This is a genomic window from Mesorhizobium sp. B3-1-9, assembly GCF_006439595.1.
GTDB lineage: Bacteria > Pseudomonadota > Alphaproteobacteria > Rhizobiales > Rhizobiaceae > Mesorhizobium.
This window is the reverse complement of record NZ_VFTJ01000005.1, coordinates 322,373-338,182: the sequence shown is the minus strand read 5'-3', so window position 1 is coordinate 338,182 and position 15,810 is coordinate 322,373. Positions and strand designations below refer to the sequence as shown.

The window sequence follows — 15,810 nt, the reverse complement described above, 5'->3', positions numbered from 1 at the left end:
GCAGGATGGCAAAGGGTGTGATCCTGCTTGCAGCCGGCGGAACGGGCGGACATCTGTTTCCGGCCGAGGCGCTGGCGCATGAGCTGATCGAACGCGGCTGGAAGGTGCATCTCGCCACCGACCGTCGCGCCGAGCGTTATTCCGGCCAGTTTCCGGCCGCCGACATCCACGCGATCGCCTCGGCGACGCTGGGATCGAGGAATCCGGTCGCGGTGATCTCGGCCTTCTGGAAAATCTGGCAGGGCGTGCGCGAAGCGGGAAGGATCATCGCCAGGATCAAGCCGGAGGCGGTCGTCGGCTTCGGCGGCTATCCGACGCTGCCGCCGCTCTATGCGGCGACAAGGCGAAGAGTGCCGACGCTGATCCATGAGCAGAACGCCGTCATGGGCCGCGCCAACAAGGCGCTTGCCAGCCGCGTCGATGCGATTGCCGGCGGCTTCCTGCCGGAGGGCGCCAGCGCTGACGGCGCAAAGACGGTGACCACCGGCAATCCGGTCAGGCCGCAGGTCCTCGAGGCAGCGAAGACGCCTTACGTGGTACCGAACGAGGGCGAGCCGTTCCGTTTCCTGGTGTTCGGCGGCAGCCAGGGCGCGCAGTTCTTTTCCGATGCGGTTCCAGCAGCGATCGCGCTTTTGCCGCAAGACCTGCGCAAACGGCTGGCGATCACCCAGCAGGCGCGCGCCGAGGATGTGGCGCGGGTGAAGGCCGCCTATGCCGAACTCGGCGTCGACGTCCAGGTTTCGCCCTTCTTCACCGACATGGCGGCGCGCATGGGGGCGGCGCATCTGGTGATGTCGCGCTCCGGCGCCTCGACGGTTTCGGAAATCGCCGTCATCGGCCGGCCGGCGCTGCTGGTGCCTTATCCGCATGCGCTCGATCACGACCAGGCGGCGAATGCCGCGGCCCTTGCCGCCGCCGGCGGGGCCGAACTCCACCCGCAATCGACGCTGTCGGCGGAGCGGATCGCCGAGTTGGTCGGTGGGCTGATGAAGGCTCCGAACCGGCTGGCGACCATGGCCGCCGCCGCCCGCTCGGCCGGGAAACCGAACGCGGCGCAGTTGCTCGCCGATCTGACAGAGGCTATTGCGTCCGGCAAAACGGTTTCGGACTACAGGAGGACGCGCGCATGAAGATGCCGCAGACGATCGGCCTTGTGCATTTCATCGGCATCGGCGGCATCGGCATGAGCGGCATCGCCGAGGTGCTGCACAATCTCGGCTACAAGGTGCAAGGGTCCGACCAGACCGACGGCGCCAATGTGCAGCGGCTGCGCGACAAGGGCATCGAATGCTTCGTCGGCCACAAGGCCGAGAATCTCGGCGACGCCGAAGTCGTGGTCGTTTCGACCGCTATCAAGAAATCCAACCCGGAACTGAAAGCCGCGCGCGAAAAGTTGCTGCCGATCGTCCGCCGAGCCGAGATGCTGGCCGAACTGATGCGCTTCCGTCAGGCCGTTGCCATCGGCGGCACGCATGGCAAGACGACGACCACCTCCATGGTGGCGACGCTGCTCGAGGCCGGCGGGCTCGACCCGACCGTCATCAACGGCGGCATCATCAACGCCTACGGCACCAATGCGCGCATGGGCGATGGTGAGTGGATGGTGGTCGAAGCCGACGAGAGCGACGGCACCTTCCTGAAGCTGCCGGCCGACATCGCCGTCGTCACCAACATCGATCCCGAGCATCTCGACCACTATGGCAGCTTCGACAAGGTGCGCGAGGCCTTCCGCCAGTTCGTCGAGAACGTCCCGTTCTACGGCTTCGGCGTGATGTGCACCGACCACCCGGAAGTGCAGGCGCTGGTCGGCCGCATCGAGGACCGGCGCGTCATCACCTATGGCGAGAACGCGCAGGCCGATGTGCGCTTCACCAACCACCGGATGCAGGGCGCGATCTCCGAATTCGATGTCGTGATCCGCGATCGCAAGGGGCGGGGCACGACTTCGATAAAGGACCTGCATCTGCCGATGCCGGGCCAGCACAACGTCTCCAACGCGACGGCGGCGATCGCCGTCGCGCATGAGCTTGGTCTCTCGGCCGAGGCGATCAAGAAGGGCCTGTCGTCCTTCGCCGGCGTCAAGCGGCGCTTCACCCATACCGGTTCGTGGAACGGCGTCGAGGTGTTCGACGATTACGGTCACCATCCGGTCGAGATCGCGGCGGTGCTGAAGGCCGCGCGCAGCGCGACCAAGGGGCGTGTGATCGCCATCGCGCAGCCGCATCGCTTCACCCGCCTGCACGATCTCTTCGAGGAATTCTCTGTCTGCTTCAACGACGCCGACACAGTGATGGTGGCGCCGGTCTATGCGGCAGGCGAAGAGCCCATCGAAGGCGTGACCTCCGACGCGCTGGTGTCGCGCATCCGCTCGGGCGGCCATCGCGACGCGCGCTATATCGATGGCGCGGCGGCGATCGCGCCACTCATTCGCGAGCTTGCCAAGCCCGGCGACCTTGTCGTCTTCCTCGGCGCCGGCAACATCACGCAATGGGCCTATGCGCTGCCCAAGGAACTGGGTGGGATGCCCTCATGATGCGTGGCCAGGACCTGATCGACAAGCTCGGCGACAAGCTTTCCGGCCTGCGCGGCCGTATCATGCCGAACGCGGAGATGGACAAGATCACCTGGTTCCGGGCCGGCGGCCTGGCCGAGGCGCTGTTCCAGCCGGCCGACGAGGAAGACCTGGCGGCCTTCCTGCGCGCGGTGCCGGAAGAGGTGCCGGTCACGGTGGTAGGCGTCGGCTCGAACCTTCTGGTGCGCGACGGCGGCATTCCGGGCTTCGTCATCAGGCTCTCGGCCAAGGGTTTTGGTGAGGCCGAAGTTGTTTCGTCGATCGGCATCAAGGCGGGCGCTGCTACGCCCGACAAGCGCCTCGCAGCGGTTGCCCACGAGGCCGGTATCGGCGGCTTCCATTTCTACCACGGCATCCCCGGCGCCATTGGCGGCGCGCTCAGGATGAACGCCGGCGCCAACGGCGTCGAGACCCGCGAGCGGGTCGTCGAGGTGAGGGCGCTGGACCGCAAGGGCAATCTCCATACGTTGCTCACTGACGATATGGGCTATGCCTATCGCCACTCATCCGCGCCTTCCGGCCTGATCTTCACCTCAGCTATTTTCGAAGGGTTTCCGGAAGACAAGGCCGCGATCAAGACCGCGATGGATGCCGTGCAGAACCACCGCGAGACGGTGCAGCCGATCCGCGAGAAAACCGGCGGCTCGACCTTCAAGAATCCGGAAGGCACCTCGGCCTGGAAGGAAATCGACAAGGCGGGCTGCCGCGGGCTGATGATCGGCGGCGCGCAGATGTCGCCGATGCATTGCAACTTCATGATCAACACCGGCACGGCCACCGGCTACGACCTCGAATATCTCGGCGAGACGGTGCGGGCGCGGGTGCTCGAGAATTCCGGCATCCGGCTGCATTGGGAGATCAAGCGCCTCGGCAATTTCAGGCCGGGCCACGCCGTGCAGGAGTTCCTCGGGCAGCTTCTTTAGCTTGGGCGGAAGTTCATGTGATACTTGAACTTCCAGCAGTCTGAAATGGCCGCAAACCGTTGCCTTAAAGACTCACAATTCACTTTTTGCGGCTGTTTTCGCGGAAAGTGAATCTCTCGGAATCATAGGCACTTGCCAGCGAATCGACTCTCTGATTCTCTGCCCTAAAGCGTTTCCTGATTTGAGTCGTTCGACGCGTGAATCCGCGTTTTCCGTCTGGGGGGGCAACCTGCCGGAAGACTCGGACTCAATGTTTGGAAATACGGTGGGAATATCGGTTGCAGACCCGGCGTGAGAGGGGATGACGGGAATGAAGAACAAGCATGTGGCTGTCCTCCTGGGTGGATTCTCCTCGGAGCGGCCCGTGTCTCTGTCCTCGGGGAAGGCGTGTGCGGATGCGCTCGAGAATGAAGGCTATCAGGTCACCCGTGTCGATGTTTCGCGCGATGTCGGGTCTGTGCTTGCCGAGCTCAAACCCGACGTCGCCTTCAATGCGCTGCATGGTCCGTTCGGCGAGGACGGCACCATTCAGGGAATTCTCGAATATCTCGGAATTCCCTACACCCATTCGGGCGTGCTCGCTTCGGCGCTGGCCATGAACAAGGAACTGGCCAAGAAGATTGCCAAGGCGTCCGGCATTCCGGTTGCGGAATCCAAGGTGGTCAACCGCTTCGCCGTCCAGAACAAGCATCCGATGAGGCCGCCTTATGTGGTCAAGCCGGTCAATGAGGGATCGAGCTTCGGCGTGGTCATCGTGCATGAGGGGCAGTCGCATCCGCCTCAGGTGATCGGTTCGACCGAATGGCAATATGGCGAGACCGTCATGGTCGAGCGCTACATCCATGGGCGCGAATTGACCTGCGCGGTGATGGGCGACGTGGCGCTCGGCGTCTGCGAGATCATTCCGACCGGGCATTCCTTCTACGACTACGATTCAAAATATGTTCCCGGCGGATCAAAACACGAAATCCCTGCTAAAATTTCACCGAATATTTACCAAAAAATACAGACACTGGCGCTCAAGGCTCATCTTGCCATTGGTTGCCGGGGCGTTTCCCGATCGGACTTCCGTTACGACGACCGTCACTCCGAAAACGGCGAGGTTGTCTGGCTCGAGGTCAACACTCAGCCGGGCATGACGCCGACGTCTCTGGTGCCTGAAATCGCCGCGCAAGCGGGGCACTCGTTCGGCGATTTGTTGAGTTGGATGGTGGAGGACGCTTCGTGTCTGCGTTGAGGTGGGGACAGGGTAATGGCGGTGGCGCGGCTGGTTTCGCGCTGTTCGGCATGTCGCTGTCGTTCGACCGTTTCGTATTGCCCCGTCAGCTCCGCCGGCCGATGCGCGTGCTGGCGCGCATGTGCGGTGGCGAGTATGAGGCGCCGCGCTTTTCGGCGGCGATCCTTTCCGCCGCGTTGATCGCATCCAGCAGCGCCTATGGCGCCTATCTTGGCGGCTACACCGACAGCATCGTGCAGGGCATCACGGCCCGCACCGGTTTTGCCGTCGACCAGGTCAAGGTGGTTGGCAATCGCCAGACGTCCGAGATCGATGTGCTGGACCGGCTGGGCCTCGACGGCTGGACCTCGCTGATCGGCTTCGATGCCGAGGCTGCGCGCGAGCGCATCGCGACGCTGCCATGGGTCGAGGGTGCCGCTGTGCGCAAGATCTACCCGCATACGCTGGAAGTGCGCATCGAGGAGCGCCAGCCCTTCGCGCTTTGGCAGCAGGGCACCTCGGTTTCTGTCATCGAACGGTCGGGCGAGATGATCGCGCCGTTTTCGGGTGGCAAGCAAGCGCTGCTCCCGCTGATTATCGGCACGGGCGCGCCGGCGATGGCGCCGGCCTTTCTCGCCAAGATCGAGCGCTACCCCGCGCTGGCGGCGCGGGTCAAAGGTTACATCCGTGTCGGCGAGCGCCGCTGGGACCTGAGGCTTGAGAACGGCATCACGATCAAGCTGCCGGAAGACGGCGAGGACCAGGCGATCGCCGAACTCGTCAAGCTCGACCATGACAACGGGTTGCTGACCCGTGACATCGCCGCCGTCGACATGCGGCTCCCCGACCGGCTGGTCGTGGAGCTTTCGCCGGAAGCGGCGACGCAGCGTGAAGCCGCGCTCGGCGAAAAGCCGAAGAACCTGGCCAAGCGCAAGGTGGAGAGAAAGATATGAGCTGGCTTGGCGGCAGCGGTGACGCTTCTTCGCGCCGGTCGGGCACGCTCACGGTGCTCGATGTCGGGTCCAGCAAGGTTTGCTGTGTCGTGGCGAAGCTCAAGCCGAACGAGGACGGCAAGCTTCTGCGTGGGCGTTCGCATCGCATCCAGGTGATCGGCATCGGCCACCAGAAGTCGCAAGGCGTGAAGTCCGGCGTGGTGGTGGATCTCGATCGCGCCGAGCATGCCATCCGGCTTGCCGTCGATGCGGCCGAGCGCATGGCCGGGCTCACGGTCGATTCCCTCATCGTCAACATGACGGCCGGCCGGCTGAAGAGCGAAGCCTTTTCGGCGACGATCAATCTCGGCGGTCATCAGGTCGAGGAAGTCGACATCAAGCGGGTGCTCGCCGCCGGTGCCAAGCAGGCGCTGCGGGCCGAGCGCGAGGTGATCCATTCGCTGCCCGTCGGTTTCTCGCTCGATGGCGAGCGCGGCATACGCGACCCGCGCGGCATGGTGGGCGATGCGCTTGGCGTCGACATGCATGTCTTGACTGGCGATGCCGCGCCGATGCGCAACCTCGAGCTTTGCATCAACCGCTCGCACCTGTCGGTCGAGCGGATGGTGGCGACGCCCTATGCCAGCGGACTTGCCTCGCTGGTCGACGACGAGCTCGAAATGGGCGCCGCCTGCATCGATATGGGCGGCGGCACGACGACCATTTCGGTGTTCTCGGAAGGCAAGTTCGTTCATGGCGACGCCATCGCCATCGGCGGCAACCATGTGACGCTCGACATGGCCAAGGGCCTGTCGACCTCGCTCGATGCCGCGGAGCGGCTGAAGGTCATGCATGGCTCGGCGCTGCCCGGCAGCGCCGACGACCGCGACCTCGTCTCGATCCAGCCGATCGGCGAGGAAGGCGATGTGCCGCTGCAGATTCCGCGCTCGGTGATGACGCGCATCATCCGCGCCCGCATCGACGAGACACTGGAGCTTTTGCGCGACCGGCTGAACAAGTCCGGCTACGGCAATGCCGTCGGCAAGCGCGTCGTGCTCACCGGTGGCGCCAGCCAGCTCGCCGGCCTGCCGGAAGCGGCGCGCCGCATCCTCGGGCGCAATGTGCGCATCGGCCGGCCGCTCGGCGTCGCGGGCCTGCCTGAGGCGGCCAAGGGACCGGCGTTCTCGACCCCGGTCGGACTGATGATCTATCCGCAGATGGCGAGCTTCGAGAGCCATTCGGCGAAAGGACTTTCCGGTTTCAGGATGACCGGGACGGGCGGAAAACTGCATCGCATGAGTCAGTGGTTGAGAGACAGTTTTTAATTTGACGGGGACAGCCCCATAGGCGGCCGCAGCGGCGAGGCGGCGGGAAAGGCAAAGGACGGAGACAATGACCATCAATCTGCAGAAGCCGGACATCACCGAGCTTAAGCCCCGTATCACCGTGTTCGGTGTCGGCGGCGGCGGCGGCAATGCCGTGAACAACATGATCACAGCCGGCCTGCGCGGCGTCGAGTTCGTGGTGGCCAACACCGACGCGCAGGCGTTGACCATGTCGAAGGCCGAGCGGCTGATCCAGCTCGGCGCGCATGTCACCGAGGGCCTCGGCGCCGGCTCGCAGCCGGAAGTCGGCCGCGCGGCGGCGGAAGAGTGCATCGACGAGATCATCGATCATCTCTCCAACACCCATATGTGCTTCGTCACCGCCGGCATGGGCGGCGGCACCGGCACGGGCGCTGCTCCGGTCGTTGCCCGCGCGGCGCGCGAGAAGGGCATCCTCACCGTTGGCGTCGTCACCAAGCCGTTCCATTTCGAAGGCCAGCGCCGCATGAAGACGGCCGACATGGGCATCGAGGAACTGCAGAAATGCGTCGACACCCTGATCGTCATCCCCAACCAGAACCTGTTCCGGCTGGCCAATGACAAGACCACCTTCGCCGATGCCTTCGCCATGGCCGACCAGGTGCTCTATTCGGGCGTCGCCTGCATCACCGACCTGATGGTCAAGGAAGGCCTGATCAATCTCGACTTCGCCGACGTCCGTTCGGTGATGCGCGAGATGGGCAAGGCGATGATGGGCACGGGCGAGGCTTCGGGCGAGGGCCGCGCGATGGCCGCCGCGGAAGCCGCGATCGCCAATCCGCTGCTCGACGAGACCTCGATGAAGGGCGCCAAGGGCCTGCTGATCTCGATCACCGGCGGCCGCGACCTCACCCTGTTCGAAGTCGACGAGGCAGCGACCCGCATCCGCGAGGAGGTCGACCAGGACGCCAATATCATCCTGGGCGCCACCTTCGACGAAGAGCTGGAAGGCGTGATCCGCGTGTCGGTCGTGGCCACCGGCATCGACAAGTCGGCGGCCGAAATCGCGGCTGCGCCGATCTCGATCCGCGCGCCGCAGAAGCCGGCCGCCCGCCCGGCGGCGGCTCCGGTTGCCGAAATCCGTCCCGCGCCGGTTCAGCCGCAGGCCTATGAGCCGCGCGCGGCCGATCCGGTCGCCGAGGCGATCCAGCTTGCCGAGGCGAATGCTGCCGCCATGGCACAGCCGCGCCCCGCGCCGGTCGACGACTTCCGGCCGCAGAGCAAGATCTTCCAGGCCCCGCCGGCCCAGCCGCAGCCGCAGCCGGTGGTACCGCAGCAGGTCATGCAGCAGCCCGCGCCGCAGCGCGAGATGCCGCAGCCGATGGCCGCTGCCCCGCAGCGCATGCCGCGCGTGGAGGACTTTCCGCCGGTGGTAAGGGCTGAAGTCGAAGCCAAGGCCCGTCCGGCGGACCATGAGAACAGCGGTCCGATGGGGCTGATCAAGCGGCTGACCAACGGCCTGACCCGCCGCGAGGAAGAGCCGGCCCGGCTCCAGCCGGCGCAGCCGCGCGAGCCGAAGCTGCGCCAGGCCGCGCCCGAGATGCGCCGTCTCGCCAGCCAGGATCCGCAGCTCTACGCGCCGCGTCGCGGCCAGCTCGACGATCAGGGCCGGCTGACACCGCAGGCCCGCACTGTCCAGGAAGACGACCAGCTGGAAATCCCGGCTTTCCTGCGCCGCCAGGCCAACTAACAATACGGCGGACCGCCGATCGTCGATACGGGCCGCCGATCGTTAACGATGTATAACGGTTGTTAACAGGCAGACGAGGTATCGTCTGCCTGTTGCTTTTATAAAATTAATTGAAAACAGCGGCTTATGAGCTGCTTCTGACACAGTCCCGCAGTTACACGGGGAAAGAAACCGTGATTTGGAGTCTCCAAAGCGGGCCATTATCTTCGCCACGGACTAAAGTCGGTTTGCCGGGATTCGGGGAGTAGCCTGCCTGCCGATCACACAGAGCCGCATGCTCTTGACTATTTTGCCGCCTTTGTGCGAGCGCCAGACCATTCGACTGGCTGCAAGATACCCAAGGCCGATGGAGCGGACGCAGGCATTTTGGGCGTATGGGGTTACTCTTGCACGACTATCAGACGACAGTGAAATCGCGCGCGAGGCTGGCTGGCATCGGCGTTCATAGCGGCAAAACCGTCACCGTTCATTTCCTGCCGGCCGACGCCGACACGGGCATCGTCTTCCATCTTTCGAACGGCGGCGAAGCCCGAGAATTCCGCGCCCTGGTCGCCGAAGTCGGCGCCACGGATCTCTGCACCATGCTTGGCGATCCGACCGGCGAGCATATCGGCACCGTCGAGCATCTGATGGCCACCGTGTTCGGTCTTGGCATCGACAACCTCATCATAGAAATCGACGGTTCGGAAGTCCCTATCCTCGATGGCAGCGCCATGGCCTTCGTCGAAGCCATCGACCAGGCCGGTATCGAGACGCTGGCGGTGAAGCGTCGCTACATCCGCGTCGTCAAGCCGGTGCGGGTGGAAGCCGGTGCGTCCTGGGCGGAGTTCCGCCCCTATGACGGCACGCGATTCGAGATCGAGATCGATTTCGAGAGCCCGGCGATCGGCCGCCAGCAATTCGCTTCCGACATCAATCCCGACATCTTCCGCCGCGACATCGCGCGGGCGCGAACCTTCGGCTTCATGAAAGACGTCGAGCGGCTTTGGGCCGCCGGCTACGCGCTTGGCTCCTCGCTGGAAAACTCGCTGGTCATCGGCGACGACAACCGCGTCATCAATGTCGGCGGGCTGCGCTATCCCAACGAATTCGCCCGCCACAAGACGCTCGATGCGATGGGCGACCTGGCGCTGGCCGGCGCGCGCTTCATCGGCTGCTTCCGCTCCTATCGCGGCGGCCACCGGATGAACGCCTCGGCGCTACGCCGGCTGCTTTCCGACCACACGGCCTTCGAGATCGTCGAAACGAGGCGCCGCGAGCGCGGCCGCGTCGCCGAGATGATCGCCGTCAGCCGGCCGGTCTACGCACCCTGGGTGATCTGATTTTTAACCGTTTTCTGGGTTTGTGGTCAGGCTTGTGTTGCATGGCTGCATCACAGGGGTGCCAAAACGCGCGGCTTTGGCCATAGCGTGGGCTTGCCACAAAAATGTGCGATTGGCCGGACATAGCGTTGCCGGGCAAGGGGATAATGGTTTAAGGCTTCGGCCCGGACCGAAACGACGCCGAAGGGGCGGAATCCAAACATGTTTTTTTCGCGAGTTGGTCAATCGGCAACGCCGCGTCGGGGTGTTTTGCTGGCGCTGTCGGTGATTGCTCCCGCGCTCGTGCTGTCGGCCTGCATGTCCTCCGAGAAGGATGTCAACCTGGCGACCTATGTCGACCAGACCGAGCCGGCCGACGTTCTCTACAACCAGGGCCTGGCCAACATGAATGCCGGCCGCCTCGACGAGGCGAGCAAGAAGTTCGACGCGGTCGACCGCCAGCATCCCTATTCCGAATTCGCCCGCAAATCGATGGTGATGGGCGCTTTCGCCGACTACCGCGCCGGCAATTATGACGAGGCGATCGGTTCGGCCAAGCGCTACCTGACCCTCTATCCCTCGACCGACGACGCGGCTTACGCGCAGTACATCATCGGCCTCTGCTACTATCGGCAGATCAAGGACGTCACCCAGGACCAGAAGGAAGCGCGCCAGACCATCCAGACCATGCAGGATCTGGTGACGCGCTGGCCGAACTCGGAATATGTCGGCGACGCCAAGGACAAGATCCGCTTCGCCAACGACCAGCTCGCCGGCAAGGAGATGCAGATCGGCCGCTACTATCTCGAGCGCCGCGAATACATCGCCGCAGTGAAGCGGTTCCGCACCGTGGTCGAAAACTATTCCAACACCCGCCATGTCGAGGAGGCGCTCGCGCGGCTGACCGAGTCCTACTATGCGATGGGCCTGACCTCGGAAGCGCAGACGGCCGCGGCGGTGCTCGGCCACAATTATCCGGACAGCTCGTGGTACAAGGATTCCTACAAGCTCCTGCAGAGCAACGGGCTTGAACCGCGCGAAAATGCCGGGTCGTGGATTTCCAAGGCCGGGAAGCTGATCACCGGCGCCTGAAGCTTGCGATGCTGTCCAGACTGTCGATCCGCGATATCGTCCTGATCGAGAAGCTGGATATCGACTTCCTGCCTGGGCTTTCGGTGCTGACCGGCGAAACCGGCGCCGGCAAATCCATCCTGCTCGATGCGTTGTCGCTGGCGCTTGGCGCCCGCGGCGATGCCTCGCTCGTCCGCCATGGCGCCGCGCAAGGCCAGGTCATCGCCGTGTTCGACGTGCCGCGCAACCATCCGGCACGCGCGTTGCTCGCCGGAAACGATATCGAGGACGATGGCGACATCATCCTGCGCCGCGTGCAGACGGCCGATGGCCGCACCCGCGTCTTCGTCAACGACCAGCCCTCCAGCGTCACCCTGATGCGCGATGTCGGCCGCGCGCTGGTTGAGATCCACGGCCAGCATGATGAGCGGGCGCTGGTCGATCCCGGCGCGCATCGTGAATTGCTGGACAGTTTCGGCGGCCATCTGGGCGCCGTGCGCGGCACGGGCGAAGCCTGGCGGTACTGGCGAAACTGCGAGCAGGAGCTTTCGCGGCATCGTGCCAAGGTCGAGGCGGCGGCGCGCGAGGCCGATTATCTGCGCGCTTCCGTCGCCGAGCTCGCAAAGCTCGACCCGCAGCCGGGCGAAGAAACGGAGCTTGCGGAATTGCGCGCGACGATGATGCGCGTCGAAAAGATCGCCACCGAAATCCATGATGCGCAGGATGTGCTGTCGGGGCCGTCCTCGCCCTTGCCGCAGCTCGCCAGCCTGTTGCGGCGACTGCAGCGCAAGTCCAGCGAAGCGCCCGGCCTGCTCGACGATGTGGTCAAATCGCTCGATGAAGCGATGATCTCGCTCGACGCCGCGCAGTCTGGCGTGGAAGCAGCGCTTCGTGCCACCGAATATGATCCGCAGCGTCTGGAGAAGGCGGAAGAGCGTCTGTTTGCGCTGCGCGCCGCCTCTCGCAAGCACAGTGTCGCGGTCGACGATCTGGCGCAACTGCGCGACACGATGGTGGCCGATCTTGCCGATCTCGATGCCGGCGAGGAACGGCTGCACGCGCTGGCCAAGCAGGCCGCCGCGGCGCGCGAGGCCTACGATATTTCCGCGGCGCAGCTTTCGTCGCTGCGCCATGCGGCGGCTGGGGGACTGACCAAGGCGGTGATGGCGGAACTGCCGGCGCTCAAGCTCGAGCGGGCCGAGTTCATCGTTGAGATGGGAAGCGATGCCGAAAGCCGCATGGAAGAAGGCATCGACCAGGTCGAATTCTGGGTGCGGACCAATCCAGGCACCCGGCCGGGGCCGATGATGAAAGTCGCCTCGGGCGGCGAGCTCTCGCGCTTCCTTTTGGCACTGAAGGTGGCGCTTGCCGATCGCGGCTCGGCGCCGACCCTGGTGTTCGACGAAATCGATACCGGTGTCGGCGGCGCGGTGGCCGACGCCATCGGCCAGCGGCTGGCGCGGTTGTCGAAGCGGGTGCAGGTGCTTTCGGTCACACATGCGCCGCAGGTCGCGGCACGCGCCGCGACGCATTTCCTGATCTCGAAATCCGGCGGCAAGGAGCGTGTGGCCACCGGTATTGTCGAAATGGACCGCGCCGCGCGCCAGGAAGAAATCGCGCGCATGCTGGCCGGCGCCACCATCACCGACGAGGCCCGCGCCGCCGCGGAGCGGTTGCTGCGCGAGAATACCGCCGCGGCTTAAGATTTCTGGACGCTGGCAGGCTGAGTCAGCAGATGGCTGCATCCCGCTGTTCAGCAATGATTTCTTCGCAACCCGACTCCCTCGCAGCGAATCCTGATTTATAGTGGCGCGCCACAATCCAGGGATCAATGCATGTCGGAAAAACCAGTCGAATCGCTGACCGAAGGCGAGGCCGCGGAGGAGCTGAAGCGGCTGGCGGCGGAGATCGCCGAACATGACCGGCGCTATCATGCCGAGGATGCACCGACGATCACCGATGCCGAATATGACACGCTGCGGCGGCGCAACCTCGCTCTTGAAGAGCATTTTCCTGGCCTGATACGTGAGGATTCGCCGTCGCTGCGGGTTGGCGCCGCGCCCGCGGAGGGCTTTACCAAGGTGCGGCACGCGGTGCCGATGCTCAGCCTCGCCAAGGCCTATACCGACCAGGACGTTGCCGATTTCATCGAGCGCGGCCGGCGTTTCTTCGACCGCGACAAGGATCTCGATATCGCCTTCACCGCCGAGCCGAAGATCGACGGGCTGTCGGCTTCACTGCGTTACGAGAACGGCGTGTTCGTGCAGGGCGCGACGCGTGGCGACGGCGCCGTCGGCGAGGACATCACCGCCAATCTGAAGACGATTGCCGACATCCCGAAGACGCTGAAGGGGTCGGGCTGGCCGGAGACGATCGAAATCCGCGGCGAAGTCTACATGACCTATGCCGAATTCGAGGCGCTGAAGCAGCGCTCGGCGGCCGTCGGCGGCCAAGATTACGTCAATCCGCGCAATACGGCTGCCGGATCGCTCCGCCAGAAGGACCCGTCGGTCACCGCCAGCCGCAATCTGAAATTCTTCGCCTATGCCTGGGGCTATACGACGGCGGATCCGGCTCCCACCCAGTACGATTCGGTGCAGAAATTCGCCGAGTGGGGGTTCAAGGTCAGCCCGCTGATGGTGCGGGCGAAGTCGATCGACGAACTCATCGCGCACTACCATCGCATCGAGGAGCAGCGCTCCTCGTTGGGCTACGACATCGATGGCGTCGTCTACAAGGTCGACCAGTTGGAGCTGCAACGCCGCTGGGGTTTCGTCACCGGCGAGCCGCGCTGGGCGGTCGCCCACAAATTCCCGGCCGAGCAGGCGATGACGACGGTCGAGAAGATCGACATCCAGGTCGGCCGTACCGGCACGCTGGCGCCGGTGGCGCGGCTGGCGCCGGTCACAGTCGGCGGCGTGGTGGTCGAGAACGTCACGCTGCACAACGAAGACTACATCAAGGGTTTCGACAGCAACGGCCAGCCGATCCGCGACGGTATCGACGTGCGCAACGGCGACACGGTGGTCATCCAGCGGGCAGGCGACGTCATCCCGCAGATCGTCAGCGTCGTCATCGACAAGCGGCCGGCCGGCGCGGTGCCTTATGAATTCCCGCATACCTGCCCGGTCTGCGGCTCGCCGGCGACGCGCGAGATCAACGAGAAGACGGGCAAGGAGGATTCGCGGCGGCGCTGCACCGGCGAGCTGATCTGCGCCGCGCAGGCCGTGGAGAGGCTGCGCCACTTCGTGTCGCGCGGCGCGCTCGATATCGAGGGCTTGGGCGCGGAAAACATCGACCTCTTCTTCAATTCGGGGCTGGTGAAGACGGCCGCCGACATCTTCACGCTGAAGGATCGCCGCCCGGCCGTCACCAAGGCGCTGGCCGAGCGGCGCGAGGAGCAGGCTCGGCTGCGCGAGGAAGCCTCGGGCAAGACGCGCAAGAATGTGCGCAGCGTCGAGGAGCGCAACTATGAAGGCCTCGACAAGCTGTTTTCGGCCATCGACGCGCGCCGCGAGCCGGAGCTCGACCGCTTCATCTTCGCGCTCGGCATCCGCCATATCGGCGAGACGACCGCGGCCGTGCTTGCCCGCCAGTTCTCGACCATCGAGGAATTGATCCGCGTCGGCAAGGAGACGGCGAAGGCGGAGGATCCGCACACCGTCTTCCCGTCGATCAACGGCATCGGCGACACGGTGATCAACGCGTTGCGCGACTTCTTCGGCAATGAGCGCAATGACGATGTGCTGGATGCCTTGCTCGCGCAGGTTCATCCGAAACCCTACGTCATGGAAATCTCGGCCGGCAGCGAAGTCTCCGGCAAGACGGTGGTGTTCACCGGCTCGCTGGAAAAGATGACGCGATCCGAAGCCAAGGCGATGGCGGAGCGGCTCGGCGCCAAGGTCGCGGGCTCGGTTTCCGCCAAGACCGACCTGGTGGTGGCGGGTCCGGGCGCCGGCTCGAAGCTGAAAACTGCGAGCGACCTCGGCATCGAGGTGATCGACGAGGATACCTGGCTGCAGCGCATCGGTAGGGCCGGCTGATGACTGGCGCGTTCAAGGGTTTTGGGCAGAAGGCCATTCCGTTCTTCAAGGCGCTCGACTTCCACCAGAGCCGCGAGTGGTTCCAGGAAAACCGCGAACTCTTCGACAGCGAGCTGCACGGGCCGTTCTGCGATTTGGTCGAGGCGCTCAGCGAGCGATTCGAGGCGGCCAAGCTCGGTCTGCGCGGCGACCGCAAGAAATCGCTCTTCCGCATCAATCGCGACGTGCGCTTCGCAAAGGACAAGCGGCCCTACAACCGGCACCTGTCGGCGATCCTCTCGCCCGACGGCAGCAAGATGTCGCAAGGGGTCTTCTATGTGCATATCGGGCTGGAGCGCTGCTTTGCCGGTGTGGCCTGGTGGCAGCCGGCGCCCGAGCTGCTGCAGGCGATGCGCAAGGCGATCGTGACCAAGCCGGCCGCGTTCCGCGGCATGGTCTCGTCGCTCGAGAAGGCCGGCCTGGCACTCGATGCTGAAGACCGCCTGAAGCGCGCGCCGCGCGGTTTCGAGGATGTCGGCGACGAGGATCTCGCCCAGGCGGTGCGCAACCGGCATTTCGTCGTCCGGCACGACATCGATCCGTCGACGATCCATTCGCCGGCGCTGGTCGACGATCTCGTCGATTTCACGCTTGGCGCCAGGCCGCTGCTCGACTGGGGCAGGGCGATCCAGGGCACGGCCGTGGCGGCTTGACGCCGT

12 protein-coding genes are annotated in these 15,810 nt (G+C 64.8%); all 12 read left to right on the top strand.

The features are described from left to right. Nucleotides 1-5 precede the first annotated feature (5 nt). The 12 genes from murG to FJW07_RS12060 all read left to right on the top strand — a co-directional run bounded on the left by murG (nt 6) and on the right by FJW07_RS12060 (nt 15,804). Nucleotides 6-1,130 carry an undecaprenyldiphospho-muramoylpentapeptide beta-N-acetylglucosaminyltransferase gene (gene murG, locus FJW07_RS12115; RefSeq protein WP_140856614.1) on the top strand — a complete coding sequence of 375 codons (1,125 nt, stop codon included), beginning with the start codon at nt 6-8 and terminating at the stop codon, nt 1,128-1,130. After that, nucleotides 1,127-2,533: a UDP-N-acetylmuramate--L-alanine ligase gene (gene murC / locus FJW07_RS12110; protein WP_140856612.1), complete on the top strand. Its 1,407-nt coding sequence runs from the start codon at nt 1,127-1,129 to the stop codon at nt 2,531-2,533. The genes murG and murC overlap by 4 nt, the downstream gene beginning before the upstream one ends. Further along, nucleotides 2,530-3,495 carry a UDP-N-acetylmuramate dehydrogenase gene (gene murB, locus FJW07_RS12105; protein WP_140856610.1) on the top strand — a complete coding sequence of 322 codons (966 nt, stop codon included), beginning with the start codon at nt 2,530-2,532 and terminating at the stop codon, nt 3,493-3,495. Before murC ends, murB begins: the two co-directional genes overlap by 4 nt. Nucleotides 3,496-3,805: 310 nt before the next feature. After that, nucleotides 3,806-4,732, top strand: coding sequence for a D-alanine--D-alanine ligase (locus tag FJW07_RS12100; protein WP_140644055.1), 927 nt, complete (start codon nt 3,806-3,808; stop codon nt 4,730-4,732). After that, a complete protein-coding gene (locus FJW07_RS12095; protein WP_140856608.1) occupies nt 4,720-5,664 on the top strand; it encodes a cell division protein FtsQ/DivIB in 945 nt (314 codons plus the stop codon). The genes FJW07_RS12100 and FJW07_RS12095 overlap by 13 nt, the downstream gene beginning before the upstream one ends. Next, nucleotides 5,661-6,968: a cell division protein FtsA gene (ftsA, locus tag FJW07_RS12090; protein ID WP_140856606.1), complete on the top strand. Its 1,308-nt coding sequence runs from the start codon at nt 5,661-5,663 to the stop codon at nt 6,966-6,968. The genes FJW07_RS12095 and ftsA overlap by 4 nt, the downstream gene beginning before the upstream one ends. 67 nt (nt 6,969-7,035) lie before the next feature. Then, nucleotides 7,036-8,697 carry a cell division protein FtsZ gene (gene ftsZ, locus FJW07_RS12085; protein ID WP_140856605.1) on the top strand — a complete coding sequence of 554 codons (1,662 nt, stop codon included), beginning with the start codon at nt 7,036-7,038 and terminating at the stop codon, nt 8,695-8,697. Nucleotides 8,698-9,071: 374 nt separating this feature from the next. Next, nucleotides 9,072-10,019, top strand: coding sequence for a UDP-3-O-acyl-N-acetylglucosamine deacetylase (gene lpxC, locus FJW07_RS12080; RefSeq protein WP_140644063.1), 948 nt, complete (start codon nt 9,072-9,074; stop codon nt 10,017-10,019). A gap of 201 nt (nt 10,020-10,220) precedes the next feature. Then, entirely contained in the window at nt 10,221-11,090 is an 870-nt protein-coding gene (locus tag FJW07_RS12075; RefSeq protein ID WP_140705943.1) for an outer membrane protein assembly factor BamD, read from the top strand. 8 nt (nt 11,091-11,098) lie between these two features. After that, nucleotides 11,099-12,772, top strand: a complete 1,674-nt coding sequence (gene recN / locus FJW07_RS12070) for a DNA repair protein RecN (protein ID WP_140856603.1) — start codon at nt 11,099-11,101, stop codon at nt 12,770-12,772. A gap of 132 nt (nt 12,773-12,904) precedes the next feature. After that, nucleotides 12,905-15,112, top strand: coding sequence for an NAD-dependent DNA ligase LigA (gene ligA, locus FJW07_RS12065; protein WP_140856601.1), 2,208 nt, complete (start codon nt 12,905-12,907; stop codon nt 15,110-15,112). After that, a complete protein-coding gene (locus FJW07_RS12060; protein ID WP_140856599.1) occupies nt 15,112-15,804 on the top strand; it encodes a TIGR02453 family protein in 693 nt (230 codons plus the stop codon). Before ligA ends, FJW07_RS12060 begins: the two co-directional genes overlap by 1 nt. The last annotated feature ends 6 nt before the right edge of the window (nt 15,805-15,810 follow it).

What these genes read in the sequence shown, in the direction of transcription:
- lpxC (WP_140644063.1), top strand. Translation starts at nt 9,072, where the DNA reads ATGGGGTTACTCTTGCACGACTATCAGACGACAGTGAAATCGCGCGCG.
- ftsZ (WP_140856605.1), top strand. Translation starts at nt 7,036, where the DNA reads ATGACCATCAATCTGCAGAAGCCGGACATCACCGAGCTTAAGCCCCGT.
- ftsA (WP_140856606.1), top strand. Translation starts at nt 5,661, where the DNA reads ATGAGCTGGCTTGGCGGCAGCGGTGACGCTTCTTCGCGCCGGTCGGGC.
- FJW07_RS12075 (WP_140705943.1), top strand. Translation starts at nt 10,221, where the DNA reads ATGTTTTTTTCGCGAGTTGGTCAATCGGCAACGCCGCGTCGGGGTGTT.
- FJW07_RS12060 (WP_140856599.1), top strand. Translation starts at nt 15,112, where the DNA reads ATGACTGGCGCGTTCAAGGGTTTTGGGCAGAAGGCCATTCCGTTCTTC.
- recN (WP_140856603.1), top strand. Translation starts at nt 11,099, where the DNA reads ATGCTGTCCAGACTGTCGATCCGCGATATCGTCCTGATCGAGAAGCTG.
- murB (WP_140856610.1), top strand. Translation starts at nt 2,530, where the DNA reads ATGATGCGTGGCCAGGACCTGATCGACAAGCTCGGCGACAAGCTTTCC.
- FJW07_RS12100 (WP_140644055.1), top strand. Translation starts at nt 3,806, where the DNA reads ATGAAGAACAAGCATGTGGCTGTCCTCCTGGGTGGATTCTCCTCGGAG.
- murG (WP_140856614.1), top strand. Translation starts at nt 6, where the DNA reads ATGGCAAAGGGTGTGATCCTGCTTGCAGCCGGCGGAACGGGCGGACAT.
- ligA (WP_140856601.1), top strand. Translation starts at nt 12,905, where the DNA reads ATGTCGGAAAAACCAGTCGAATCGCTGACCGAAGGCGAGGCCGCGGAG.
- murC (WP_140856612.1), top strand. Translation starts at nt 1,127, where the DNA reads ATGAAGATGCCGCAGACGATCGGCCTTGTGCATTTCATCGGCATCGGC.